Annotated in this window: 27 protein-coding genes; 14 read left to right on the forward strand and 13 right to left on the reverse strand. The window is 59.8% G+C overall.

Features of this window, described 5'->3' with window-relative positions; genetic code table 11:
* Positions 1-2 precede the first annotated feature (2 nt).
* Genes ACR0B7_RS04380 through ACR0B7_RS04390 form a run of 3 tightly spaced genes read left to right on the forward strand, consistent with a single transcriptional unit; the run spans position 3 to position 3534 of the window.
* Entirely contained in the window at positions 3-1031 is a 1029-nt protein-coding gene (locus tag ACR0B7_RS04380; RefSeq protein ID WP_170414048.1) for an ABC transporter permease, read from the forward strand.
* Complete coding sequence (locus ACR0B7_RS04385; RefSeq protein ID WP_170389488.1) at positions 1028-2182, forward strand: ABC transporter permease; 1155 nt, start codon at positions 1028-1030, stop codon at positions 2180-2182. Before ACR0B7_RS04380 ends, ACR0B7_RS04385 begins: the two co-directional genes overlap by 4 nt.
* The gene (locus tag ACR0B7_RS04390) at positions 2179-3534 is read left to right on the forward strand and encodes a CoA transferase (RefSeq protein ID WP_170484354.1); all 1356 of its coding nucleotides are present in this window, start codon (positions 2179-2181) and stop codon (positions 3532-3534) included. The genes ACR0B7_RS04385 and ACR0B7_RS04390 overlap by 4 nt, the downstream gene beginning before the upstream one ends.
* 88 nt (positions 3535-3622) lie before the next feature.
* Here the strand turns inward: ACR0B7_RS04390 and ACR0B7_RS04395 are convergent, their stop codons facing one another.
* Entirely contained in the window at positions 3623-5995 is a 2373-nt protein-coding gene (locus tag ACR0B7_RS04395; protein WP_170484352.1) for a mechanosensitive ion channel domain-containing protein, read from the reverse strand.
* 367 nt (positions 5996-6362) lie between these two features.
* Between ACR0B7_RS04395 and ACR0B7_RS04400 the strand changes: the two genes are divergently transcribed.
* From ACR0B7_RS04400 to ACR0B7_RS04430, 7 genes are read left to right on the forward strand one after another with little or no spacing between them, the layout of a single operon-like run.
* Complete coding sequence (locus ACR0B7_RS04400; RefSeq protein ID WP_170484350.1) at positions 6363-7577, forward strand: hypothetical protein; 1215 nt, start codon at positions 6363-6365, stop codon at positions 7575-7577.
* Positions 7574-8821 (forward strand): glycosyltransferase family 4 protein, encoded by a 1248-nt coding sequence (locus tag ACR0B7_RS04405; protein ID WP_170484348.1) that lies wholly within the window; start codon positions 7574-7576, stop codon positions 8819-8821. Before ACR0B7_RS04400 ends, ACR0B7_RS04405 begins: the two co-directional genes overlap by 4 nt.
* On the forward strand, positions 8821-9897 hold the full coding sequence (locus ACR0B7_RS04410; RefSeq protein ID WP_170484346.1) for a glycosyltransferase family 4 protein: 1077 nt from the start codon (positions 8821-8823) through the stop codon (positions 9895-9897). The genes ACR0B7_RS04405 and ACR0B7_RS04410 overlap by 1 nt, the downstream gene beginning before the upstream one ends.
* A complete protein-coding gene (locus ACR0B7_RS04415; RefSeq protein ID WP_170484344.1) occupies positions 9894-10478 on the forward strand; it encodes a histidine phosphatase family protein in 585 nt (194 codons plus the stop codon). Before ACR0B7_RS04410 ends, ACR0B7_RS04415 begins: the two co-directional genes overlap by 4 nt.
* Positions 10475-11617 carry a glycosyltransferase gene (locus ACR0B7_RS04420; protein ID WP_170484342.1) on the forward strand — a complete coding sequence of 381 codons (1143 nt, stop codon included), beginning with the start codon at positions 10475-10477 and terminating at the stop codon, positions 11615-11617. Before ACR0B7_RS04415 ends, ACR0B7_RS04420 begins: the two co-directional genes overlap by 4 nt.
* Positions 11614-12387: a polysaccharide deacetylase family protein gene (locus ACR0B7_RS04425; protein WP_170576701.1), complete on the forward strand. Its 774-nt coding sequence runs from the start codon at positions 11614-11616 to the stop codon at positions 12385-12387. Before ACR0B7_RS04420 ends, ACR0B7_RS04425 begins: the two co-directional genes overlap by 4 nt.
* A complete protein-coding gene (locus tag ACR0B7_RS04430; protein WP_170484340.1) occupies positions 12384-12860 on the forward strand; it encodes a class I SAM-dependent methyltransferase in 477 nt (158 codons plus the stop codon). The genes ACR0B7_RS04425 and ACR0B7_RS04430 overlap by 4 nt, the downstream gene beginning before the upstream one ends.
* On the opposite strand, the gene ACR0B7_RS04435 is transcribed toward ACR0B7_RS04430, so the two are convergent.
* Entirely contained in the window at positions 12861-14000 is a 1140-nt protein-coding gene (locus ACR0B7_RS04435; RefSeq protein ID WP_170484339.1) for an alpha-D-ribose 1-methylphosphonate 5-triphosphate diphosphatase, read from the reverse strand. It abuts the gene before it with no gap.
* 52 nt (positions 14001-14052) lie between these two features.
* Here ACR0B7_RS04435 and ACR0B7_RS04440 point away from each other — a divergent pair, with 52 nt between their 5' ends.
* Positions 14053-14736: a DUF1045 domain-containing protein gene (locus ACR0B7_RS04440; RefSeq protein ID WP_170484338.1), complete on the forward strand. Its 684-nt coding sequence runs from the start codon at positions 14053-14055 to the stop codon at positions 14734-14736.
* On the opposite strand, the gene phnN is transcribed toward ACR0B7_RS04440, so the two are convergent.
* The 7 genes from phnN to phnG are packed head-to-tail and all read right to left on the reverse strand — an operon-like array spanning position 14718 to position 19711.
* A complete protein-coding gene (gene phnN, locus ACR0B7_RS04445; protein ID WP_170484337.1) occupies positions 14718-15266 on the reverse strand; it encodes a phosphonate metabolism protein/1,5-bisphosphokinase (PRPP-forming) PhnN in 549 nt (182 codons plus the stop codon). The genes ACR0B7_RS04440 and phnN overlap by 19 nt on opposite strands.
* Positions 15263-15946 (reverse strand): phosphonate C-P lyase system protein PhnL, encoded by a 684-nt coding sequence (gene phnL / locus ACR0B7_RS04450; protein WP_170484336.1) that lies wholly within the window; start codon positions 15944-15946, stop codon positions 15263-15265. Before phnL ends, phnN begins: the two co-directional genes overlap by 4 nt.
* 12 nt (positions 15947-15958) lie before the next feature.
* A complete protein-coding gene (gene phnK / locus ACR0B7_RS04455; protein ID WP_170484335.1) occupies positions 15959-16729 on the reverse strand; it encodes a phosphonate C-P lyase system protein PhnK in 771 nt (256 codons plus the stop codon).
* A complete protein-coding gene (locus tag ACR0B7_RS04460; protein ID WP_170484334.1) occupies positions 16726-17586 on the reverse strand; it encodes an alpha-D-ribose 1-methylphosphonate 5-phosphate C-P-lyase PhnJ in 861 nt (286 codons plus the stop codon). Before ACR0B7_RS04460 ends, phnK begins: the two co-directional genes overlap by 4 nt.
* Positions 17583-18674 (reverse strand): carbon-phosphorus lyase complex subunit PhnI, encoded by a 1092-nt coding sequence (locus tag ACR0B7_RS04465; RefSeq protein WP_170484332.1) that lies wholly within the window; start codon positions 18672-18674, stop codon positions 17583-17585. The genes ACR0B7_RS04460 and ACR0B7_RS04465 overlap by 4 nt, the downstream gene beginning before the upstream one ends.
* 3 nt (positions 18675-18677) lie before the next feature.
* Positions 18678-19253, reverse strand: a complete 576-nt coding sequence (phnH, locus tag ACR0B7_RS04470) for a phosphonate C-P lyase system protein PhnH (RefSeq protein WP_170484330.1) — start codon at positions 19251-19253, stop codon at positions 18678-18680.
* A complete protein-coding gene (gene phnG, locus ACR0B7_RS04475) occupies positions 19253-19711 on the reverse strand; it encodes a phosphonate C-P lyase system protein PhnG (protein WP_480680976.1) in 459 nt (152 codons plus the stop codon). Before phnG ends, phnH begins: the two co-directional genes overlap by 1 nt.
* A gap of 103 nt (positions 19712-19814) precedes the next feature.
* Between phnG and phnF the strand changes: the two genes are divergently transcribed.
* Positions 19815-20525: a phosphonate metabolism transcriptional regulator PhnF gene (phnF, locus tag ACR0B7_RS04480; RefSeq protein WP_170484329.1), complete on the forward strand. Its 711-nt coding sequence runs from the start codon at positions 19815-19817 to the stop codon at positions 20523-20525.
* A 149-nt stretch (positions 20526-20674) separates the two neighbouring features.
* On the opposite strand, the gene phnE (ACR0B7_RS04485) is transcribed toward phnF, so the two are convergent.
* From phnE (ACR0B7_RS04485) to phnC, 4 genes are all read right to left on the reverse strand, one after another.
* On the reverse strand, positions 20675-22030 hold the full coding sequence (phnE, locus tag ACR0B7_RS04485; RefSeq protein WP_170484326.1) for a phosphonate ABC transporter, permease protein PhnE: 1356 nt from the start codon (positions 22028-22030) through the stop codon (positions 20675-20677).
* The gene (gene phnE, locus ACR0B7_RS04490) at positions 22027-22908 is read right to left on the reverse strand and encodes a phosphonate ABC transporter, permease protein PhnE (protein WP_170484324.1); all 882 of its coding nucleotides are present in this window, start codon (positions 22906-22908) and stop codon (positions 22027-22029) included. Before phnE (ACR0B7_RS04490) ends, phnE (ACR0B7_RS04485) begins: the two co-directional genes overlap by 4 nt.
* Positions 22909-22978: 70 nt before the next feature.
* Entirely contained in the window at positions 22979-23881 is a 903-nt protein-coding gene (gene phnD, locus ACR0B7_RS04495; protein ID WP_170484322.1) for a phosphonate ABC transporter substrate-binding protein, read from the reverse strand.
* A 62-nt stretch (positions 23882-23943) separates the two neighbouring features.
* Positions 23944-24765 carry a phosphonate ABC transporter ATP-binding protein gene (gene phnC / locus ACR0B7_RS04500; protein WP_170484319.1) on the reverse strand — a complete coding sequence of 274 codons (822 nt, stop codon included), beginning with the start codon at positions 24763-24765 and terminating at the stop codon, positions 23944-23946.
* Positions 24766-24931: 166 nt separating this feature from the next.
* Here phnC and rpe point away from each other — a divergent pair, with 166 nt between their 5' ends.
* Positions 24932-25618: a ribulose-phosphate 3-epimerase gene (gene rpe / locus ACR0B7_RS04505; RefSeq protein ID WP_170484317.1), complete on the forward strand. Its 687-nt coding sequence runs from the start codon at positions 24932-24934 to the stop codon at positions 25616-25618.
* A gap of 136 nt (positions 25619-25754) precedes the next feature.
* Positions 25755-25973, forward strand: coding sequence for a hypothetical protein (locus ACR0B7_RS04510; protein ID WP_170484315.1), 219 nt, complete (start codon positions 25755-25757; stop codon positions 25971-25973).
* Positions 25974-26121: the final 148 nt, after the last annotated feature.

Here is a 26121-nt window from a genome sequence, read left to right on the forward strand (position 1 = left end):
AAATGGTAATGCTGCGCTATGCGGTGTATCGCTTTTTCACGATGCTGCTGACGCTTTTGGTGGTGTCGGTGCTGGTCTTCGTGATCATCAACCTGCCGCCCGGCGACTATCTCAGCAACCAGATCGCAGAGCTTCAGGCATCGGGTCAATCTGCCGGAGTCGCCAAGGCCGAGTTCCTGCGCACAGAATACGCGCTGGACCGCCCCATGTGGGAGCAGTACCTGATCTGGATAGGCTTCTGGCCCGGCCCTCATGGGTTTGAAGGGCTGTTGCAGGGTAATTACGGCTGGTCCTTCGAGTTTGACCGCCCCGTGGCCGAAATCGTAGGCGACACCTTGTGGTTGACCGTGGTGGTCAACCTTGCCGCCATTCTGTTCGTCTACGCGGTCGCCTTGCCGCTTGGTGTCATTGCCGCTGCGCGGTCCCGGACGTGGATCGACTATACCTCGGCCTTTGTTGGTTACCTTGGACTGGCAACGCCGAACTTCCTGCTGGCTCTGATCCTGTTCTATTACGGCCACCGCTACTTCAACCTGCCAATCGGTGGCCTGATGGATCCCTCGTTTGAGGGCCAACCGATGAGCTGGGATAAGATGAAGTCCATTCTGGTTCACCTGATTGTCCCGACATTCGTGATCGGCACGTCCGGCGCGTCCGCCATGATGCAACGCCTGCGCGCCAATATGCTGGATGAATTGGGCAAGCCTTACGTGGAAACGGCCATCGCCAAGGGGATGTCTCCGTCGCGGATGCTGACGAAATACCCGCTGCGCGTGGCCTTCAACCCCTTCGTGGCGGATATCGGTAACCTGCTGCCGTCGATGGTGTCCGGCTCGGTTCTGGTTTCGGTCGTTCTGGGTCTGCAAACCATCGGCCCCACCCTTTTGACCGCGCTGAAAACGCAGGACCAGTTCCTATCTGCCTTTATCCTGATGTTCGTGGCGCTGCTGACCCTGATCGGGACCATGATCTCTGATATCCTGCTGGTCATGCTGGACCCGCGCATTCGCTATGAGGGGCGCGAGGCATGACCAAACGATCTGACGGCCGCTATGTCGACGACGCTCCATTCGATCCGGATGCCGCCCTGCAACAGCTTGAGCGCGCGGACTTGGACGCCCCCAACTGGGTTTTGGTCTGGCGCAAGTTCAGAACGCACAAGCTGGGTCTGATCTCTGGCATCTTCCTGTTGCTGTGCTACCTGATGCTGCCGTTTGCGGGGTTCATCGCCCCATATGGCCCGAATGAGCGCAACGACGAACACCTTTACGCCCCACCTCAAAGCATCAACTGGTTCCACGACGGAAAATTCATCGGTCCTCATGTGTATCCAATCGTCGCCGAGGCGGACCTTGAGACATTCCAGTGGAAGTTCATTCCCGATACGGAAGACCCGCGGCCAATCCGGTTCTTTTGCGAAGCAAGTGAATACAAGCTGGCAGGGCTGATCCGAACGGATACGCACCTGTTCTGCCCGCCCGAGGGCGCAACCCTGTTCCTGTGGGGCTCTGACCGTCTGGGCCGCGACGTGTTCAGCCGAATTCTATACGGCGCGCAACTCTCGCTTACAGTTGGCCTGATCGGTATCTCTGTTTCCTTCTTCCTTGGCATCCTGTTCGGGTCCATGGCCGGGTATTTTGGCGGCAAGATCGACTGGGTTATCAACCGTGTGATTGAAATTCTGCGCTCTCTCCCGGAACTTCCGCTTTGGCTGGCGCTGTCGGCTGCGGTGCCGTCGAATTGGAGCCCGGTTGCGGTGTTCTTCATCATCTCGATCATTCTCGGGATACTCGACTGGCCCGGTCTTGCGCGATCCGTGCGCGCCAAGTTCCTGTCCCTGCGGGAAGAGGAATATGTCCGCGCCGCCGAGATGATGGGCGCAAGCTCGGGCCGGGTGATCCGCAAACACCTGCTGCCGAATTTCATGTCGCACCTGATCGCTTCGGCCACCTTGTCCATCCCGGCCATGATCCTTGGGGAAACGGCACTCAGCTTCCTTGGCCTTGGGCTTAGGGCTCCTGCTGTCAGTTGGGGCGTGATGCTGAATGACGCGCAGAACTTGGCCTCAATCGAGATATATCCGTGGACGGCTATCCCGATGCTGCCGATCATTGTAGTGGTTCTGGCCTTCAACTTCCTTGGCGACGGGCTGCGGGACAGTCTGGACCCCTATCAGCAATGACCCTGATCTCTGCCCTACCCGCATCAGGTGGCTATCTGACAACGGGATCAGGTGCGCGGCCCAGTGTCTATGCGGTGTCAGAACTGGCAACCGCCAGTTTCGCCGCTGTGGGTCAGGAACTGGCCCGCTTGATCGCAGCACTGAACCTTGCCCCCGGCGCGCCAGAGGTTTCGGTCGATCACCGGCTGGCCTCTCTCTGGTACGGGTTTTCCTTCAAGCCGGACGGTTGGGAAATGCCAAGCCTCTGGGACGCCATCGCCGGGGATTATCAGGCCGCAGATGGGTGGATCAGGCTACATACCAACCTGCCCCGTCACCGGGCGGCGGCATTGAAAGTTCTAGGTGCCAAACCAGAGCGCGAGGCCGTATCGCAGGCCGTGAAAACTTGGGCGATTTCTGATCTCGAAACTGCGATCGTCGCAGAGGGCGGCGTGGCCGCCGCGATGCGCAGCCGCTCGGACTGGTTGGATCATCCGCAGGGGCGCGCCGTCTCGCGTGATCCCTTGATCGGGTGGACCAATCCCCGCCCGATTACCTTGCGCGACAGGCAACAGGCCACGGCAGAGCGCCCGCTGACGGGCCTCCGCGTCCTTGATCTGACTCGCGTGCTGGCCGGGCCAGTATCCACGCGCACCTTGGCCGGGTTCGGGGCCGAGGTATTGCGCATCGACCCACCGGGCTGGGACGAACCCGGTGTGATTCCCGATATCTCTTTGGGCAAACGCTGTGCCTATCTGGATATGAAAACACCCAAGGGCATCGAAAAGTTGCAGTCTCTGCTGTCGCAGGCCGATGTGTTTGTTCACGGTTACCGGCCCGGCGCTTTGGACGCGCTTGGCCTGACACAGGCAAAGCGAGATGAACTGGCCCCGAACCGCGTCGAAGTCACCCTGAACGCCTATGGCTGGCAGGGACCGTGGGCCAACCGGCGTGGTTTTGACAGCCTTGTACAGATGAGCAGTGGCATCGCCGATGCAGGGCGTGTTTGGGCCAAAGCCGACAAGCCGACGCCCCTGCCTGTTCAGGCGCTGGATCACGCAACGGGCTACCTGATGGCCGCAGCCGTTCTGTCTGCGCTGGCCGAGGCCGCATCGGGCGGATCTGTCATGCAGGCCCGGCTGTCGCTGGCCCGCACAGCCGAGTTGCTGGCAAGCCTCGCCAAGTCCGAAACCACTGAAGAAATAGAACAGGCCCAGCCTGCCGATTTCTCTGACAGACCTGAGGACTCGGGCTGGGGCAAAGGCTATCGCCTGAAGCCCGCCCTCCGCGTGGGCAAGGCAGACATGTATTGGCCCTTGCCTGCGTCCAAGCTGGGCTCGTCCCAACCCAACTGGTCAACGTCTAAGTCATAACGCACCCGCCGCGCGGCACGCGCGGCCCGGCCCAACGCTTTGGGCAGCGTCTCGTCAGAGACGCAACTCAAAGGGGTGGGAGCCGCCCCTAGCGATCATCACCACCCGGACCGATATCGTCGAGGTAATCCTCGTCAATTGCGGCCTGCACCGCGCCGGTAACAGCCTCGCGCTGTTTTGGTGTCAGGTCCTCTGCCGCCTTTTCATCGGCCAGACGAACCGTAACCTCGCGGTGAGCAAAGCGAATGCCTTCGCGGGCGAACAGCTCTCGGATTTCCTGATAGACCTTCTTGCGCACAAGCCACTGGTCACCCGGCTTGGTCATGAACTTGACCCGGATGATCATCGCGGAATCCTGCATTTCGATCACACCCTGAGATTTCAGCGGCTGGATGAAATTGTCACCAATCACCGGGTCACTCAGCAGTTCCTGACCCAGTTTCTTGATCAGCTTGCGCACCTTCTCGACATCGGTGTCATACGTCACACGCAGCGGCAGCTTCATGATCACCCAATCGCGGGAGTAGTTTGTCAGAACCTTGATCTCTCCAAAGGGAATCGTGTTCAGCGCACCCAAGTGGTGGCGCAGTTGGAAGGACCGAACCGAGATCTTCTCAACCGTCCCCTTCACATCGCCAATGTCGATATATTCACCCTTGCGGAACGCATCATCCATCAGGAAGAACGCGCCCGAGAAGATATCCCGCACCAGCGTTTGCGAGCCGAAGCCAACCGCCAGACCAACGACACCAGCACCCGCAAACAGCGGACTGACATTGATCCCCAACTCCATCAGCACGATCAAGACGATTGTGACGACAACCACGGCAAGGATCGCGCCGCGGAACAGTGGCAACAGAGTGGCCAGACGGCTTTGCCCACCTTCGCCGCCTTCGTCACCCAGCTCGGCTTCGCCGCCGCCCTCGTCAATCTCCTCGGCAATCTTGCTGTCGATCCACACACGGAAGAAATGGAACAGGATATATCCGATGAACAGGATGACCATCACGTCGAGGGCACGTTCGATGGGCAGGTCTTCACTCCAGCTTGCATCCGGGTTCCAGATCACCACCAGTGCGTACAGACCAACGACAAAGGCCAGAATACCTGCAACGCGCCGGGCCAGATCCTCATACGTTACGATCGAATGCTTGCGCTGCTCTGCAAGCGGCGTGTCGATGGTCTCAATGTCTTGATCTTCCTCCGCTTCGGCATTGATTTCTTCCATCTGTCGATTGCGGTCGAAATACCGCTCCAGCAGATAGTTCATCGCGCCATAGGCAATGACAACCGACATGAAGATCGCGTAGCTGCTTGCAACAATGGGGATCGAGTTTTCGTTTTCGAGCACCAGATCGACTGCCAGCTTGAACCAGCTGAACACCATGTAGACGATCAGAACCGGTGCCCACGCAAATGAAATGAACCGCAGAATCCAGGACACCTGATCAGGCGAACGCCCCCCGCGAATGGCGTTGGAAATTGCCCGTGCGTTGAACAGGATCATCAGAATATTGCCCAGCGCCCCGACCATTGTCAGACTGCCGTAGACCATCGCATAGACGTTGTAGTTCAGTCCGAAATCCGCGACCCAAGTCGAGAACAAGACCACGGTGATGTCATAAGTCGCCAATGCCGAGGCCCAGACATACAACCGTTTGGCGTCGCGGTCCGAAAACGGTGGCAGGCGGTACTGGCTCAGATACGGCGACAGCACCATGCGCCACAGGTCCGACACTGTTCGAGACAGGAAGAATGCCGTGAAGATCGCCGTGACCGTAAACTGGATCGAGATATCTTCGGCCTCGCCGAAGAACAGATACCCAACGATCAGCGCCATCAGCATCGCAAAAACCGTGGCTCCGATCCCCATCAGGAAGCGGAACACCAGAAACGGCATCTTTTCACGATACCCCTGCGGGTTTTCTTTGGATCGCGCGACAACGATCCCTTTGGCGATGCGCTTGCCGTAAATCTCTATGGACAACCATCGACCCAGCAAAAGGAACAGGATGTTCCAGAACAGAACCTCGACATAGGTTTGAATCCGACCGTCGGGGCTGGTTTGCCGCAGGATGTATTGAACTTCAAATATTGAGTAGGGCAGCGCCTCAAGCCGCGACGCCATCGACTCGCGGAACTTGGAAAACCGCTCTTGCGCTTTCATAAGCTGCGACCCTTCGGACATCGGGTCGTGCGGCGCGGCGCCATCTACAGCGCTCTGTGCCCCCCCTGACGAGACAATCTGACCGGCGCTATCGATCACGATTACGCTTGCTCCGGCCTCGGTCGCCGAACGAATGGCTGCGGCCAGATCGCTTTCGTCGCTCGCATCAGCGCTTGTGTCCGCGCCAGAACTGTACCCTGGAATAAGCGAGGTCTGCGCCAGCGCCTCGGTGGGAAAAGCCAGCGATATCACCCAGATTATCAGGGCGGCAACTGCGAAAAGTCTAATTTTCATCGAGTGTTCTATCCCGTTCGGCGTTTAAAGGGCAGATTACAGAAGCGCGTAGCTGTGTTCAAATCATCAAACATTCGCTTCCCAATATCGTGTCCTCCCGTGTTCCCGGCGCAATGAGTATCATTGAAGTGTTTTCAACCGGGAAAAAACTGAATATGAGCAAACGAGCAAGGTGCGCAAAGGGTGCGGATTTTGCGTTTGATTTAGAACAGGGAACCTCTGGAAAAACTGTTGTAACATGTAGCCAAATCGCAATGGTTTTCGGTTTTGGCTCGTCACGACCGAGTTTTTGCAAGCGGGCGTAAAACATATACGATACAGGTGCTAGCGCGCGGAGTTGCACCGAGACACAAATACAGGCGAAAGCATGAGCCTAGGAAGACAAAACGATACAATCGGCCGTGCGCCCCGCATCCTGTTCTACAGCCACGATACGTTCGGACTGGGCCATTTGCGCAGGTCTCGCGCCTTGGCCTCGGCGATCACGCAGGCCGATCCTAGCGCCTCGGCACTGATCCTGACGGGATCGCCTGTTGCGGGGCGATTTACATTTCCACGCCGCGTGGACCATGTCCGCCTGCCCGGGGTAACGAAACGGGCCGACGGGTCTTATGCCTCACAGACGATGGGCATGGGCATTGAAGAGGTGACGGAATTGCGGGCCGGTTTGATTCAGACTGCGGTCCAGCAGTTTGAACCCGATGTTCTGATTGTCGACAAAGAGCCCACCGGGTTTCGCGGTGAACTGCTGCCAACGCTTGAAACGCTGTACCAGACCAAAGACACGCGTTTGGTATTGGGGCTGCGCGACGTTCTGGATGAACCCGAAGTTCTCGCTGCCGAGTGGGACCGGAAAGAAGCCGTTACAGCGACCGAAAAGTACTATGACGAAATCTGGGTTTACGGCTTGCGGTCGATCTATGACCCCACCAGTGGTTTGCCGCTTAGCCCGGCCGCACAATCTCGTATCCATTGGACGGGCTATCTGCGTCGCGATCTGGGGCCCGTGGGCGAACCGCCCGAACAGCCCTATATCCTGATCACGCCGGGTGGCGGTGGCGACGGCAAGGCGATGGTTAACCTTGTCCTGTCCGCCTACGAACAGGACCCAGACCTTTCGCCGCGGGCCGTGCTGGTCTATGGCCCCTTCCTGTCCGGCGAATTGCGCGAGGACTTTGAAACCCGCGTCGCCGCCCTGAATGGCCGCGTGACAGCCGTGGGCTTTGAATCCCAGATCGAAACGCTGTTTGCGGGCGCTGCCGGCGTGGTCTGCATGGGCGGCTACAACACCTTCTGCGAGGTCCTGTCTTTCGACAAACGCGCGGTCATTGTTCCGCGCACGACACCAAGGCTGGAACAGTGGATTCGCGCCTCACGTGCCGAGGGTCTGGGGCTGGTTCGCATGCTGGACGAAAGCCGGGACGGGCTGACAACGGACGCGATGGTTCAGGCGATCCGCGCCCTGCCTCATCAGCCGCTGCCCTCTCAGGCAATTCAGGACGGGCTGCTGGATGGGCTGGACTATGTCACCAGCCGGATTGACGCCCTGCTGGGTGGTGAGCGGGAACGGGCCACCGGATGACGTCCAAGCCTCCGAAACTAGCGGTGCTGGTCAAAGGGTGGCCGCGCCTGTCCGAGACGTTCATCGCGCAAGAACTGGTTGCCTTGCAGGATGCAGGTCATCGCTTTGACATCTGGTCCCTAAGGCATCCGACAGATGTGAAACGTCACCCGCTGCATGATCGGTTCAAGGGTCAGGTGAAGTACTTGCCCGAATACCTTTACCAAGAGCCTGATCGCGTCTGGGCCGCCCGGCGCGTGGCCCAAGGCTTGCCCGGCTACGCCGAAGCCTATCGGGTCTGGCGCGCTGATCTGCGCCGCGACCCGACGCATAACCGCATTCGACGCTTTGGGCAGGCATGCGTTCTGGCCGCCGAACTGCCGCAGGCCACGCGGGTGATGTATGCCCATTTCATGCATACGCCGTCATCCGTCGCCCGCTATGCAGCCATCATGCGCGGCCTGCCCTGGAGCTTTTCTGCGCACGCCAAGGACATTTGGACATCCCCCGATTGGGAAAAGTCCGAAAAGCTGCAGGCCAGCACGCACGGTGCCGCGTTTGGCGCAACCTGTACCGCAGTCGGCGCGGAACACCTGCGCAGTCTGGCCGACGATCCAAAGCGGGTCGATCTGATCTATCACGGGTTGGACCTGACACGCTTCCCGCACCCGCCAGATCGCAAACCCCGCGCCTCGGGTGATCCGTTTCATATGCTGTCCGTTGGTCGGTTGGTTGAAAAGAAAGGGTTCGACCGCCTGATCGACGCGTTCGCCATGCTGCCAGACGAACTGAACTGGCGCTGGACGCATATCGGCGGCGGGACTTTGGGAAAGGTCCTGCAGGAACGCGCCCGGGCCGCCGGGGTCGCACTTCGGATCACGTGGAAAGGCGCGTGCGACCAACCAGAAGTCATCGCCGCGATGCGCGAGGCCGACTTGTTTGTGCTGCCCAGCCGCGTCGCGTCGGACGGCGACCGGGACGGCTTGCCCAACGTGCTGATGGAGGCCGCGTCCCAGCGCCTGCCGATCCTGTCCACACCCGTCTCAGCGATCCCGGAATTCATCGAAACCGGTCGGCACGGCGTTTTATCAGACGATGATCCTGCCGCCCTTGCCGCAGCCATGATCCAGATGGCCGACAATCCCGACGGAACCGCAGCGATGGCAAACGCCGCCTATGACAGGCTCATCGCCGAGTTTCGGATGGATCCGGGCATCGCGCGTCTTTCCGAACGGCTCAGCGCCCTAGGCGCGGGCCCGGACTGATGGCGCGCGTCGCCTTTTACACTCCGATGAAATCACCGGACAGCCCGGTGCCGTCTGGTGATCGTGAAATGGCACGCAACCTGATGCAGGCAATTGGCGCGCAAGGTGACACGGTTGATCTGGTGTCGCGCCTGCGCATCTACGACAAGACCGGCGACGCCAAAGTCCAAGAGGAATTGCGCGCTCAAGCCGAGACAGAGGCGCAAAGGTTGATTGCAGAGTTGCCTGCGGATACAGCGCTTTGGGTGACCTATCACAACTATTACAAGGCGCCGGACCTGCTGGGTCCCCGCGTGTGCAAAGCCCGCAACATCCCCTATGTGCAATTGGAAAGCACCCGCGCCACAAGCCGGTTGAAAGGCCGGTGGGCCGGGTTCGCGCAAGCTGCGCACGATGCATGCGACGCCGCGCAGGTGATTTATTATCACACGGCCAACGACCTCATTACGCTGGAACGGGAAAAGTTTGGAGCGCAACGCCTGGTGGAACTGCCTCCGTTCCTGCCACTTTCAGTGCTACCGACCCCATCGACCTGCACAGGGCCGATGCTGACCGTTGGAATGATGCGGCACGGCGATAAGCTGGCCTCATATGAGATTTTGGCGCAATCATTGGGTCATTTGCAGGGCGATTGGACTCTCAAAATCGCAGGCGACGGTCCGGCCCGCGCAGCGGTCGAGGCGTTGATGGCCCCCTTCGGATCAAAGGTGCACTTTCTAGGCCAGCTAGATCGGGACGCGCTGCAGGCGCATTACCAAACCGCGTCCCTGCTGGTTTGGCCCGGCGTGAATGAGGCGTATGGAATGATTTATCTGGAAGCACAGGCCAATGGGGTGCCGGTGGTGGCGCAGGACCGGCCGGGCGTTCGTGATGTTTTGGCTCCGGGTGATTATCCGTCGCCGGACGCAGGCCCATCTGCGCTGGCTGCGCGTATTCAAAACGTGCTGAATGACAAGCCGCTGCGCCTTTCGATCGGACGTATATCGCGTGAACGAATGGCCGCGCGACACCTTATGCCCGCGGCCACGGACAGGTTCTGGAAGGCCGCACGCCCATTGATTGAGAGACGCCAATGACCCGCCTTGCACTGCTGCGCCATGGACATACGGAATGGAACCGCGCCGGTCGCATACAGGGGCGCAGCGACATCCAACTGGACGAAGATGCGCGTCAGGACTTGTCGACCTATCGCCTACCGCAACCGTGGGACACGGCGGCCATTTGGTCCAGCCCACTTGCGCGGGCCCGAGAAACGGCCCAACTGGTATCGGGGCAGGACCCAATGATGTCCGCTGCGCTGACCGAAATGAACTGGGGTGACTGGGAAGGCCTGCGCGGTGTCGACCTGATCGCGGATACAGGCAGCGGCTACCGCCATATCGAGGATTGGGGATGGGGTTTTCGACCTCCGAACGGGGAAAGCCCTGCGGAAGTAAGGTTGCGTTTGCGCCCATGGCTGGACTCACTGCGTGGTGATACCGTTGCGGTCTGTCATATCGGTATTATGCGGGTCATTCTGGCGATGGCCTGGGGGTGGGATTTTAGCGGCGTCCCCCCCTTCAAAATCAAGCGCAACCGCCTGTATATCGTTGATATGGATACAATGCGCCCTGACACCGAGCCCGTCCGCCTGATCCGGGCAGAGGTTCCCGAATGAAAGTGATGATCGTCGTCACCCATCTGCTGGGGACAGGGCACCTGAGCCGCGCGCTCACGCTGGGGCGGGCCTTTGTGCAAGATGGTCATCAGGTTCTTCTGGTGTCCGGCGGAATGCCAGCACCGCAACTGGATAGCGCCGGGATAACGCTGCTTGGGTTGCCACCCTTACGGTCAGACGGTACGGATTTCACGCGGCTGCTGACGCAAACAGGCGACGTTGCGGATGATGCCTATATGCAGGCGCGCAAACGGGCTCTGGTAGAGGCAGTGCGATCCTTCGCCCCGGATATTCTGATCACCGAGCTTTACCCCTTTGGACGCAGGTCCTTGACGGATGAGTTCACCGCAGCGCTTGACGCGGCACAGGAACTGCCCGTCAAACCCGTTATTTTGGGGTCTGTGCGGGATATACTCGCCCCGCCATCCAAGCCCTCAAAGGCCGAACGCACCGAGCAGATCGTGCTGGACAGCTACGACGGTATTTTGGTTCATTCCGACCGGAAGGTCGTCCCGTTGGACCTAAGCTGGCCGGTCTCGGAACAGCTTGAAAAACGGCTATTCTACACGGGCTTTGTTGCGCCCAAAGCCCCTGATCCGCACCCCGGCGCGCTGGGTCAGGGCGAAGTGCTTGTCAGCGCCGGAGGGGGATCGGTGGGGCAACCGATCTTTCGTGCGGCTATCGAAGCCGCCCGAAAGATGTCCAACAGGCGCTGGCGCCTGCTGGTCGGTGGACAGGACGCAAGCGCGCGCATCGATCACCTGTCCCAATACGTTGGCGACGCCCCCGTAACCCTCGAAAAGGTGCGGCCCGATTTCCGCCAGATGCTGCCCCACGCGGCCGCATCGGTCAGCATGTGCGGATACAATACCGCGCTCGACATCCTTCAGGCGGGGACACCCGCGGTATTCGTGCCATTCGATGATGGCAAAGAGGTTGAGCAGACGCTGCGCGGAGAAAGCCTGTCTAACTTACCCGCGATCGACGTTCTACCAAGTCAGGACCTAAACGGCGACACGTTGGCGATGGCGGTGGGCCGCGTTATTGATGCCCCCCTCAGGCCAACCGCAGATTTTGGGTTTGACGGGGCCGCAAAGTCCGTGGACATCGCCAAGACCCTCTTGGAGCAGCGCAAATGATCGTCGATTGGCGTCCCTTGATGGTCGAGCTTGAGGTTTGGCAGAGCACGGGCCTGTCGCTGCCCCTATGGTGGCGTGACGACGACGCAGTTACCATCACTCCGCAGCTTGATCGTCTGACCGCCCTGTCAGATAGGCTTGGTTTGCCAGTGCATCTGGCGATGATCCCACGAGACGCTGACGACGCACTGACGGGGCATGTCTTGGACAATCCCTGCCTGATCCCGGTTGTTCATGGATGGGCACATCAAAACCACGCGCCGCAGGGCGAGAAAAAGTCGGAATTCCGGCTGCACCGACCCGTGTCAGAGATACTGGAGGACGCGCAAGCCGGGCTGGACCGACTGAATGCTGCGTTCGGCGAGCGCTTGTGCCCGATGTTCGTGCCGCCCTGGAACCGAATTGCCCCGGACTTCGTAAAACGACTGCCTGATTTGGGCTACCGGTTTCTGTCGACTGCCACGCCGCGAAAGACCGCTTACCCTGTGTCAGGACTGCTACAGGTTAATACGCATCTAGATCCGATTGACTGGCGTGGGACACGGGGATTGGTCGCTTCGGATACCTTGATCCAACAAGCCGTGGACCTGCTGCGGGATCGCCGCCAAGGGCGTACCGACAATACTGAACCCTTTGGCGTTCTGACCCATCACCTTGTTCACGACGAAGACGTCTGGACATTCACGCAAGACCTGCTGCACCGGCTATTGGATGGGCCTGCCGTCATCTGGACCGCGCAGCAGAACGACACGAGACGGAGACCTGAATGAGCCGACTGGATTCCATGCTGCGCCGCCTGACGGCCCAACGCGATGGGCTGAACTGGGCCGCCGAACAGATATCCGACATGACCGGAGACGTTCTGGACATGGGTCTGGGAAACGGTCGAACCTATGATCACCTTAGGGAAATCCTGCCGGATCGCCGCATCTGGGTGATGGACCGGGTTCTGCAATGCCACCCGTCCAGTACTCCGCCAGCAGAGGACTTTCTGCAGGGCGAAGCGGAACCCATGCTCAAGAAGCTGGCTGCAGGCGGGCAAAAAATCGCGATGGCACATTATGATTTCGGGCGCGGTATCAAGGACGAGGACGTGGCCGAAGCCGCTCGTCTAAGTCCCCTCATAGCGCAGGTGATGCGACCTGGCGGACTGTTGATCTCGGGTCAGCCCTTGGTGGGATTTGACCAGATCAGCGGCCCGGACACCATCGCCCCGGACCGGTATCTGTTCTACATGGCCTGATCAGGCCACACGGCGACCACGCGACCAAACACCGTTGAGTGCAGGTGCGCCCTCACGCAGTCGGAACCGAATGACGTCCGCGCGGGCTCCGGCGCGCAATTCGCCGCGATCATCCAGCCCGACGACCTGTGCAGGCGTCTGCGTCACGGTCCGCAATCCGCGCGCCATATCACCCCACATCTCGCCCAATCGGGCCGCCGACAGCAGCAGGGCGGCGGGCACATAGTCTGACGACAAAATGTCCAGATGTCCGAGTTCGGCAAGCTCATGCGCCGCGACATTGCCGGAATGCGACCCGCCCCGGATCACATTCGGAGCACCCATCATCACCTTAATACCGTGGTCGTGGCAGGCTCGGGCAGCCTCAACGGTTGTGGGGAATTCGGCCAGCGTAATCCCATGCCCTGCGGAAATGCGCACTTGGGCATCCGTGGTATCGTCGTGACTGGCCAGCATCGCACCAAAGCGCCGGGCGGCCTTAACCGTCTCGACTTCGTGCCTGTCGCCAAAGCGTTCGCGCAGCGATTTGAGTTGGGCGACATGCTGAAGAAAGTCGTCATCATTCATGCCGTGCTTGCCCTTCATATACGCCTCAAGCTGGGCCATGTCCCGGAACTGTCGCTGGCCGGGCGTGTGATCCATCAGCGACACAAGGCCCACACGATCGCCCGCATCAAACTCGTCAAGCTCCTCGACCAGTGTCTCGGAACAAACCTCTGCCCGAAGGTGAAGGAAGTGACTGATCTTTAGCGCGTCCTGCTCGCGCAAATTCCAAAGCTCGCGGGACAGGTCACGCGCATATTTCTTGTAGCGTTGGCCGCTCGGGATCGAGCCGATGCGCATGGCGTCAAACACGGTGGTGATCCCGGTGCTGGCCAGTTCAGCATCATGCGCGAGGATGGCCGCGGCATGGGGCCAGTCTACCCTTGGGCGCGGCTGAATGTGACGTTCCAGATTGTCGGTATGCAATTCGACCAGTCCGGGGCAGACAAAATCCCCGTCGCAGTCAATCGCACCTGCGGGAATCGCGGCACCCGACGCGACCTCGACAATTGTCTCACCCGCAATCCGAACGCTGCCTGTTAGCGTCTCGTTGGGAAGAACGAGTGTGGCATTGGCAAGGATCATTTCTTCTGTCATCTGAACTTCACACGGTTTGAGCTATTGGGAAGGCCACGCATAGGAGGCCAATGTGACATTCACGCGATACGCGATCTATTTTGCGCCCCCGGCTGAGGCCGGTTGGACAAGGTTTGCGACCCAATGGCTGGGTTGGGACATGGAAACCGGACAGCCTGTTGCACATCCGGACATCGCTGGGATTAACGTTTCCTCGGTGACGGAAGTTCCGCGTAAATACGGGCTGCATGCGACGATGAAGCCTCCGTTTCGTTTGGCGCAGGGGCAATCGCTCGACAGTCTGCACGCGGCTTGTGCCGAATTTGCTGCCACACGCGCGCCCGTGGTGCTGGACGGGCTTGAAATCGCGCGGCTGGGGCGGTTTCTGGCCCTTCGCCCGGTCGGAGACACCGCCGACCTGAACGCTTTGGCCGCAGGCTGCGTGCGGGAACTGGACGCGTTTCGCGCGCCTGCGCCGCAATCTGAACTTGACCGTCGGCGCGGTGCCGGTCTGAGGCCGGAGCAAGAGGCCAATCTCGTGCAATGGGGCTATCCCTACGTGATGGAGGCGTTTCGCTTTCACATCACGCTCAGTGGGCGATTGGACAAACCTACGCTGACCACGGTGCAGACTACGCTTGAAGACCGGCTTGTGCCCCTGTTGCCAAACCCGTTTCAGATCAATGATCTGACCCTTGTGGGCGAGGCTGAGGATGGGCGTTTTCACATGATCCATCGCTACGCCCTTTCTGGTTGAAGCCGGGTCAGAATGGTACCAATCGTCTGATCCAAAGGGCCGGAATTATCGACCTCAAAGACCTGCGCAAGGCCCGAGGGCAAACTGGTTTCGGCGCGTGCGAGACGCCGTCCTTGTTCGGCTGCACTCTCGCGCCCCCGCGTTGCAAGTCTTTGGGCAAGAACCCCGGGATCGGCGGTTAGTGAGATTACGACCAAATCGCCGAATTCCTCCTGCGCCCGAAGCAGGACCGAGCGGGACAGGTTCACAAGCACCGCATCCGAGGTCTGCCTGAAGGTCTCGATCGAACGGGGCACACCATATTTCAGCCCATGCGCCGACCAGTGTAGGACAAACACATCTTCGGCCACCATGCGCTGAAAGGCATCGTCTGTGACCCTGTCAAAATCCTCACCTTCCTCGCCCTTGGGCCGGGTAATCACGCGCCGCACTCTTAAAATTCCCGGCGCGCGCGCAACCAGCGCCTCCATCACGCTGTCCTTGCCTACCCCGGATGGGCCAACAACCGCTATGACAGGGGCACGGGTCATGCTGCCTTGCCCGGCGTGAAACCTGACACGTCGATTTCCCGATCACACACGCGGTTGCGTGCTTCGACATCGTGAAAGATGCCAACTATGGCTGCGCCGCGCTCTTTGGCCTCCTCGATCAGCGACAGCACTGTCTCGCGGTTTTGGGCGTCCAGCGAGGCGGTCGGCTCGTCCAGCAGCATCGCGGGGTATGAGTGCGCAAAGCCACGTGCAATGTTCACGCGCTGCTGTTCGCCGCCTGAAAACGTCGTTGGGCTAAGCTGCCAGAGCCGTTCGGGAATGTTCAACCGGGCCAGCAATGCGGCCGCCCGATCCAGCGCCGCCTGCTTTTCGGTTCCGATTGCAAGCAACGGTTCCGCCACCACCTCGAGCGTTGGAACGCGCGGAACAACCCTTAGGAACTGGCTGACATATCCCAGTGTATCGCGCCGAAGCGCCAAGATCTGGCGCGGCTCGGCCTGTGCCACATCCAAGCCACCCACCAGAACCCGCCCGGATGCGGCCAAATAGTTGCCGTAGATAACCCGCATCAAGGTCGACTTGCCCGCCCCGGACGCCCCCGTCAGCGCGACGCATTCTCCGGGCGAGACTCTGAGCGTTGCGCCCTCCATCACCGGAATGACCGCGCCGCCCTGATTGTGCAGGGTAAAGCTTTTGTTCACATCGATCAGTTCAATCATTGCCCTATCCCTTCAAACCTGCAGCACGCTTGAAACAAGCAACTGGGTGTAGGCATGTTGCGGATCGTCCAGAACCTGATCGGTCAAACCCGCCTCGACCACGTGGCCGTCCTTCATCACCATCAGCCGGTCCGCCAGCAACCGCACCACGGCCAGATCATGGGTGACGATGATAGCGCTCAGACCCATCTCGCGGACCAGACCGCGCAACAGGTCCAGCAGCCGAGCCTGAACGGACACGTCCAGCCCGCCCGTCGGTTCGTCCATGAAAACCAGCCGCGGGCCAGTCACCAGATTACGCGCGATTTGCAACCGTTGCTGCATCCCGCCCGAAAACGCGGTTGGGCGGTCGTCCACACGGCTGCCGTCAATCTCGACGCGACCCAGCCAATCAATCGCCCGGTCGCGGATTTGACCGTAGTGGCGGTCGCCGACGGCCATCAGGCGCTCGCCAATGTTACCGCCTGCACTGACGGACATACGCAGCCCGTCGCGGGCGTGCTGATGGACAAAGGCCCAATCGGTCCGGCCCAGCATCCGCCGTTCGGGTTCCGACATGGTCACCGTATCCACAGGTCCGTACGCGCGCGTGTCAAAAACAACCTGCCCCGCGTCAGGCTCCAGATGACCAGCCAGACAATTCAGCAAAGTCGACTTGCCCGAACCGCTTTCACCTACGATTCCCATGACTTCGCCCGGATAAAGATCGAAACTGACGCCCGAGCATCCGATCCGGGTTCCGTATCGTTTCTCGATGTCTTTGACTTGTAGCAGAGGGGTCATGCTGCAACCTCCTTGGTCATGCGACCTGTGTGGCCCGCCTCACGTCGGGACCGGCAGTAATCGGTGTCAGAGCAGACAAACATCCGGCCGCCAGCATCATCGGTGATAACCTCGTCCAGATAGCTGTCCTCGGCCCCGCACAGATCACAGGGGTGATCGGCTTTTGTCGCCTCGAAAGGGTAATCCTCGAAATCCAGAGACACGACCTTGGTGTGCGGTGGTACGGCATAGATACGCTGTTCGCGGCCCGCCCCGAACAATTGGATCGCGTCCATCTCAAGCTTGGGGTTGTCGAATTTCGGGATCGGAGACGGATCCATCACATAACGCCCCGACACCTTCACCGGATAGGCGTATGAGGTTGAAATAGCCCCATGTTGGCTGATGTCCTCGTACAGCTTCACATGCATCAGCCCATATTCTTCAAGGCTGTGCATCTTGCGTGTCTCGGTCTCGCGCGGCTCTAGGAAACGCAGGGGTTCCGGGATCGGCACCTGATAAACGAGGATCTGATCCTCACGCAGCTTGGCCTCGGGGATGCGGTGGCGGGTCTGGATGACACTCGCCTTTTCGGTTTCCTCGGTGGTTTCGACGCCTGCTGTGTTCTCAAAGAACTTGCGGATCGACACTGCGTTCGTGGTGTCATCCGCGCCTTGGTCGATCACTTTGAACGTATCATCCGGGGTCAGCGTCGCGGCCGAAACCTGCACCCCGCCCGTGCCCCAGCCATAGGGCATCGGCATTTCACGGCTGGCGAATGGCACCTGATAACCGGGCACCGCCAAACCTTTGAGGATGGCACGGCGGATCATGCGCTTGGTCTGTTCGTCCAGATAGGCAAAGTTGTACTCACTCATTCCGCTGCCTCCTTCGGCGTGATGCGCTGTTCGGCTTCGCGACGCAGCTTTCGGACCAGCTCCAACTCGGACTGGAAATCCACGTAGTGCGGCAGTTTGATATGTTCGAGGAAGCCCGTGGCCTGAATGTTGTCGGCATGGCTCAGGACAAATTCCTCATCCTGCGCCGGGGCGCCCAGGTTGTCTTCGCCCAGTTCCTCCCACCTGAGGGCGCGATCGACCAAAGCCATCGCAATGGATTTGCGCTCGGACTGACCAAAGACCAGCCCATAGCCCCGCGTGAACTGAGGCGGTTCGGTCTTGGACCCTTTGAACTGGTTGACCGTTTCACATTCAGTCAGTTCAACCTCGCCAATGTCGATGGCGAAACCCAGTTCCGGGATGTCCATCTCAACCGTGACTTTGCCGATGCGCAATTCCCCGACAAAAGCGTGGTTACGGGCGTATCCGCGCTGGGTCGAATACGCCATGCCCAGCACAAAGCCTTCATCGCCGCGCGTCAGGGATTGAAGCCGTAACGGACGATTGGACGGAAATTCCATCGGCTGCCGGGTCAAGTCGTCAGGGGTTTCATCGCTTTCGGGCTCATCCTGAATAATCCCCTCGCCCTGCAGAAATTCCGTGATATGCGGCGTCGGCTCATCGCGCGGAGCGCCTTTCGGCGCGTCGGGAACCTCCCCTTCAGCGGCAAGTTTGAAATCCAGCAAACGGTGCGTGTAGTCGAAGGTCGGCCCCAGAACCTGTCCGCCCGGCGCATCCTTGAAGGTGGCAGAGATTCGTCTGTCACAAGGCATCTCACCCGTCACGACTGGGTTTGAATACCCGAACCGCGGCAGGGTTGTTCGGTATGCACGGATCAGGAATATCGCCTCGATCAGATCGCCCCGCGCCTGCTTGATCGCCAAAGCCGCCAAATCGGGATCGAACAGAGACCCCTCGGCCATGACCCGGTTCACGGCCAAAGAAAGCTGTTCGCGGATTTGCGCGATGCTCAATTCGGCCACATCCGTTGACCCCCGGCGTTCCTCGGCCAGCCAGGAATGCGCATTTTCGATGGCCTTTTCACCACCCTTGACTGCTACATACATCGCTTACCCCTCCGACCGGATTGTTGTGCTGCGCGGCAGGGCGGCAACGTGGCTGCCGCAGGTGAAAAAGAAATCGCACCCCAGCGGAAACAACGACGAATTGGCCTGCAAAGCTGGGATACCCGGCAGAGACAAACGCGCCTTATCCCTGATCCCCGGACCACTGAGCGTTGCGCCGGCGTTGGTCAGTTCAGCGCATTCAACGATCAGGGTCGCGGACCGGTCCGGGTATTCGGACGTTCCAATCCGATAGGCCGTCAGCGGCCCAAGGTCCTGCCACGTTCCAAGTGCAAAATCCGCCTCGTCAGCGCCCGTGACTGGTGCGCCCGTATGAAATGTCAGCCACTGGCGCACGGCGGGTGTATCGGCTGCCCCGGCCAGATGAACTCTGGTCTCAGGATCGCAAAGCGTCAGCAATAGCGTGCCTGCGGCGACAGACAGCGGTTTAGGCGGCTGCCCACCGGTCAATGATCGAATGTCGCCCGGTCGGGCCATCGCTATCATGGCCGCCCGAAACGCATGCGCAGCCTGAATGGGCGCATCGCTAAAACCACCTGTGAACTGGGGTTGCGTGGTCATCAATCCTCTCCCCGAACCAGAGTAAAGAATTCTACCTTTGTGGCGGCTGCCTTTGCCGCGCGGTTGGATTTTGCGACTCGCATCATTTCGGTCAGAGGTTCGATTACCTGTGACCGGACCTTTCCTGCGGCGTCGGTTTGCATCAACGCGTCAATCAGCGCCGCGACTTCCGCCTTCGATTTCGAGCGGCCCTGCACATATCCATGCCCGACCGTCCCGTCATCCAGCGCCAGCGAACAGCGCGTGACCGTCATTTCCCCAAGGTTGAAGGCCGCGCCCGTTCCGCCCGCGCGCCCGCGCACCATGACCCCGCCCACTTCGGGTCGGCGAAGCCACTCAAAGCCGGGGCGCAGGTCGAACTCGGCCCATTTCGCCATCAGCGCCTCGGACGGCACACGGGCCAGAATACCCATCCATTCCTTGCGCGCGATATCTTCTGTTTTCATCTGATCCGCCATCAAACCCTCTTGGCTGGGTTGTCTATATCAACTATACAACTAGACAAATATTACACCCGACCGAGGCGACTCGCAATCCGGGATACTGTGAAGATTTGGTGACATGAGTAAAACTCCGGTCTGGAAAAGCATCGCGTTAAGCCTGACGACGGACATCGCCGAAGGGCGATACAAAACCGGCGATCAACTTCCGACCGAGGCGCAGCTGGCCTCGCAGCATGGCGTCAACAGGCATACCGTTCGTCGCGCATTGTCGGACCTGGCCGAACAGGGATTGGTGCATTCAAGGCGCGGTGCGGGTGTATTCGTGACCGCGCGTCCGACGGACTACCCGATCGGAAAGCGCGTCAGGTATCACAAGAGCATTTCGGCCAGCGGCAAAATCCCGGGAAAGAGGATCCTGACACTCACCACCCGAACAGCAGACGACGCCGAAGCCGAGGCGCTGCAGCTTGAGCCGGGCGCAACTGTTCATGTCTACGATGGCCTGTCATTGGCTGACGGCCAGCCGATTGGCCTGTTTCAAAGCGTTTTTCCAGCGGACCGCCTGCCCAATATCCTCGTGGCCCTATCCGAGACGCAATCGGTGACAAAAGCCCTGCAAGTGTGCGGCGTGCAGGACTACACCCGAGTCTCAACCCGCCTGACGGCCCGGGCTGCGACAGCCACGCAAGCGCTACACCTTCGCCTGACCGAAGGGGCCCCGGTTCTGTTTTCCACAGGGATTAACGCCGACACAAATGGCGTGCCCGTGGAATTTGGCCGAACAGTGTTCGCGGGTGAACGCGTGACGCTCACACTGAACGAGGACTGACAGGAAATCAGTACTGTTTAACAGCAGCAACCAAGGTCGGCAGCATCAGCAGGCGGGAACTTCCCAAAACGCCTCGGCCCCCAGCGCGCGAAAATCCGGCAGCGCTGCGCGAAAACACGCGATCCTTTGATCCTTCTACCTGCGCCAACTCAGCCAGCTTTGACAGGCTCCGCCTTCTTACGTTTGGGCGCAGTTTCCCCCTGGATCAGACGCCTGCGCAACCAACCCGAGAACCAATCCATCAACATGACCATCAGGATGATCAGGACGATGTAATAGGCGACCTCTTCCCAGTCCTTTTGCGTTATGATCGCTTGCGTCAGCAGCAAGCCGATCCCGCCACCCGTGATGGCACCGATCACGGTCGCGCTGCGTGTGTTGGATTCAAGGAAATACAGCAACTGGCTGAGCAGCACGGGCGTCACCTGCGGGATCACGCCGAATCGATACCGTTGTGGCGCGTTGGCCCCTGTGGACTGGACGCCCTCGATCTGCTTCTGATCGACGTTCTCCAACGCTTCTGAGAAGATTTTGCCGAAGGTTCCGGTATCTGTCACCAGAATGGCCAGCGCGCCCATCAGCGGTCCGGGGCCAAACGCGCGTGCCAGCACGACGGTCCAGATCAAGGCGTCCACGCCACGGACAAAATCGAACACGCGGCGGGTCAGAAACCGAACAGACCTCAGCGGGTTAAAGTTGCGCGTTGCAAGGAAGGCAAGCGGCAGCGCCACTATGCCTGCACCCAGCGTACCGAGGAAGGCCATCAGGATCGTCTCGAAGATCGCCCAGGCTACGTCCTGATGCCGCCACATCTTGTTGGTCCAGAAATCATTCAGGATCGCCCCGACCTCACCATTTGCGGCCAGCCCGACTAGTTGCGGGAAAGACTTGCCGTAATAGGGGCTGTCGAGGGTGAAGAAGAACAGCTCCCACCCGGTGAAATACCGAAACACTTCCGAGCGGTTCCGCGTCACCGTCAGGCGCCCGGCATCCGTCGTGATCGCCATCCGGTTCTTCGTGACATTGATCCATTCCGGCACGTCACCCGCTGGCAGTTCGGCCTGTACGCCTGCTGCGCGAGTCGGCGTTGCTCGCACGGTGCCGTAGCCGGGGATGTCGTATTCAACGGTCTCGGGGCCGAACCGCACAACGTGGCCATCCTCCAGATCAATCACTGTGGTTTCACCCAGCCTGACCCAACCCGGAGCTTCGCCCTCGGGGTAGGCTCCCTTGCGCTCGCCTTCGATCGCGGCCGAGACTTCGCCGGTGCGATTGTCACGCGCGATATGTGTCTTGTAGCTGTAGCTGTCGGCCACCAGAGTCTTGCCGTTTCCCCAGTTCGCACGCTCGGCCAGGCCGGGCATGTCGAAGGCAAAGAAAACGTAGATCAGATAAGCCAGCACCAGCGAAGGCAGACCGAAATTCACAAGACGTTTGCGGCTGAATAGATGGTCAGTTTCGGCTTTCAGCGCGTCGATGGTCAGGTTCGTGGCGAAGGTACTCATGCCCGCGCTCCTTTCTCGGATCCGTGGGTCAGGCGATCACGCAGATGGCCCGAGATTTGGTCAACGACAACGATGGTGACAAACAGCAGCAGAAAGATCGCGGCGGCCTCATCATAGCGCCCCTGCCCCCACGACATCGAGTTGCGCAGCTCATACCCCAGACCGCCCGCGCCGACAAAGCCCAGAATGGCCGAGGCTCGGATGTTGATCTCGAACCGCAGCAAGGCATAGCTGACATAGTTCGGCCCGACCTGCGGGATCACACCCAGATACATGCGCTGTGACCAGTTGGCGCCGACCGAGTGCAGCCCTTCGACCGGCTTCAGCGAGGCGTTCTCGTTCACCTCGGAAAACAGTTTACCCAATGCACCGGCTGTGTGGATGGCGATGGCGATCATCGCGGGCACCGGCCCGCCGCCCAGAATGAAGATCAGGACCAGAGCGATCACGATCTCGGGGATTGCCCGGCAGATATCGGCAATACGCCGGAACAGCGGGATCAGAGCAGGCCAAGGCGCCATTCCACGCGTGCACATCAGTGCCAGAAAAGTCCCCGCGATGGTGCCGATCAACGTGGACGCAGCAGCGATGTTGATCGTCTCGACCAGTGCCGGGAAGAACTTGATCAGGTTGGCAGGCAGCGCGTCGATCTTATCCCAAGCCTCAGACAGAACTTCGGCGGGGTAGTCAAAGACTCGGTGCCAGCCGTCCGCAAAGCTGCCTGCGTTGCGGTCATCGGCGGTGCGAAACCCTGCGGCCATCAACGCCACGAATACGATCAGAAGGATACCACCATAGACCCGCTTGCGTCGTGTCATCTCGGTATAGTCGGCCCGGATCTGGTCGATGGCCGTGGACCCTGCGGTCAGGTCTGTCATGGAATGCTCCTGAGTGGAAAAACGGGGCCCGGCTAGGATAACCGGACCCCGGTCTTTGGGGGGCGCAGGCTTAGTTGGACTTCAGCTTGCGCGCTTCGATGATGATCTCATAGGCGTCGTGGGTGATCGGCTCGAACGCCTTTGCTTCACCCGCGGCAACGCCGTAGAAACACTCGCGATCCTTCTCGGCCAGACCTGCCATCAGAGCGGTCATCTTCTCTTTGACATCCGCAGGCAAAGCGGTGCGCAGAACGACGGGGCCTTCGGGGATCGGCTTGGACTGCCAGATCAGGACCATGTCGTTCATGTCGACCAGACCCGCGTCAACCGCACGACGCAGAGCGCCCGAGTTGAAGCCGTCTTCCCAATCGCCCAGACCGTCAGCCCAGGTCACGCCGCCATCCACGTCGCCGTTATTTACGGCAACAATGGTCTGCTCGTGACCGCCGGTGAATTTGACTTCACCGAAATAGTCGCCTGATTCCATGGTCGCACCAGTCGCGGCAGGAATTTCGATCGACGGGATCAGGTAGCCCGAGGTCGAGTTCGGATCGCCAAAGCCGAAGGTTTTGCCCTTCATGTCGTCCAGCGAGGTGATGCCGCTGTCCTTGCGGGCAAATCCAATCGAGTAGTAGCCATAGCCGCCGTCGGTGTTGACCTTGACCAGAACCGGCTCAACCGCTTCGGGGTCAGACAGGTAGGTTTTCGCATAGCCCGAGGCACCCAGCCACGCCATGTCGATGGTGCCGCCCAGCAGACCCTGGATCACGCCGTCATAATCGGCAGGCGCAAACAGCTTGGTTTCTACACCCAACACTTCTTCTGTGTATTCACGCAGGCATTCGTTGTTGTTCAGACGGTCCTGAGCGTTCTCGCCGCCCAGAATACCGATGCGGAATTCGTTGATGTCCGCAGCCGTCGCTGGGGCGGCAATTGCGGTCGTCGCAACAAGGGCAGCAATCAGTTTTTTCATCTGTCTCTCTCCGGTTTGATATGCCGGCCTTTCATCGGCCGGTCGATGAAAGGGGGATCGGCTTAGATGGTCGCCTCGGCTTCCATCAGAGCCTTTTGGGTGGTGCCGAGCGTCTCGATCTCGGTCGAGGTCGCCTCTTCCGAGAAGCTGGCATCGGCACCGTAAATCTCACGCGCGACGCCGGTGGTCAGTTGCTCGGGAAGGCCGTCGAAAACGATACGTCCGTCGCGCATCCCGACGACTCGGTCGCAATAGCGGCGCGCGGTGTCCAGCGTGTGCAGGTTGGCGATCACCGTCCGGCCGTCCTCTTCGTGGATGCGGCGCAGCGCCTGCATCACCACCTGCGCGTTCATCGGGTCCAACGAGGCGATAGGTTCATCCGCCAGTATGATGCTGGGGTCTTGCATCAAGGCCCGCGCAATGGCGACGCGTTGCTGCTGACCGCCCGACAATGCCTCGGCCCGTTTGGGCGCGTGTTCTGCAATGCCCAGACGGTCCAGAATGTCGATGGCGCGGTGGATATCCTCCATCGGGAACAGGTTGAACATGGTCGCCAGCGTCGAATGACGATTCAGGGTACCGTGCAGCACGTTCGACACCACATCCATGCGTGGCACCAGATTGAACTGCTGAAAGATCATCGCGCAATCGGCCTGCCATGCACGCTTTTCGCGACCCCTCAGTCTGGTAACGTCGCGACCTTCAAAAATGATCTTGCCGTCGCTGGCGTCTGTCAGGCGGTTGACCATGCGCAAGAGGGTCGATTTACCTGCGCCCGAGCGTCCAATGATGCCGATCATGCACGGCCTATCGACGTCCAGCGAGGCCGCATCCACAGCCGTGTTCTCGCCAAATCGTTTCGTCAGTTTTTCAATTCGCAGCACGAGCCACCCCCAAATGTGTTGGCGGCTAGCTAAAGGCGGTGTTCAACGGCTGTGTGTCGGTTGGGTGAAAGTTTTGTAACGCAGCGCTCGCTGCCGTAGGCTCTACCCTTCTCTGGCTATCGCAGGTATACGCGAGCCGACTCTATTTCCTGACACGAGGCCAAACATGTCCTTTGACCGCAGCATCAAAATCGCTCCGTCGATCCTGTCCGCCGACTTCGCCAACTTCGGCGCCGAGATTCAGGCGATCGAAGCGCAGGGCGCCGATTGGGTCCATGTTGACGTGATGGATGGCCATTTCGTGCCAAACCTGACCTTTGGCCCGCCCGCGGTCAAAGCGTTTCGTCCGCACGTAAAAACAGTGATGGACGTGCACCTGATGATCACGCCCGTCGATCCGTATATCCAAGCCTATGCCGATGCCGGCGCGGATATCCTGACCGCCCATGTCGAGGCTGGCCCACATACGCACCGCACGTTACAGGCCATTCGCGCCGCTGGCATGAAGGCTGGTGTCGCCCTCAATCCCGGCACCCCGGCCGAGTCGGTCGAGCATCTGCTGGACCTGACCGATCTGGTTTGCGTAATGACCGTAAACCCCGGTTTTGGCGGACAGAAATTCATCGACATGACCCAAAAGGTCCGCCGCCTGCGCCAGATGATCGGAGATCGCCCCGTCCACATCGAAATTGACGGCGGAGTGGACCCGAAAACCGCCCCTCTTGTCGCGGCTGCGGGCGCAGACGTGCTGGTTGCGGGGTCTGCTGTCTTCAAGGGCGGTTCGGTGTCTCAACCGGACGTATATGGCGAAAATATCCGTGCTGTTCGCGCAGCGGCAGAGGCTGCACTCTAATCAGCATAAGATGGCCCGGCCGAAACGCTGGGCCATTGCACCAGACGCACAGCGGATATGACTGGGCGGGACTAGCTGCCAACAGCAAGGGTGCGTAAATTGCATTGGTTCAATCAAAATGCAACGAAACGCTCTCATGCCCAAATCCACTGTATACCGCCCGCTAGTACTTAGCCCTGCCACATTGTGGCAACAGCTGAACCGCCGCGTCCGTTCCAACCTGCGCAGACTGTCTGAAACCCGGTCGGCAATCCGCAGAATCCGCGCCTATTGGCTGATGAGTGATGCCGAGCTACGCGCTCGTAGCCTGAAACGCGAAGATATCGTTCGATTGGTTTTGGCTGGCGTCATCTAAGCCGCTCAGGGGCATTATTGCCCGCGAAGGCAAGGTTGCGCACCTTTGAAACAATCCAACCCAAGTAAAAAGGCCGCCCCGTGAGGAGCGGCCTTCTTTAGTTTTATCGATGTGCCGGGCTGAAGCCTGGCCTACCGATTATTCAATG

The organism is Ruegeria sp. BB6, assembly GCF_056539385.1.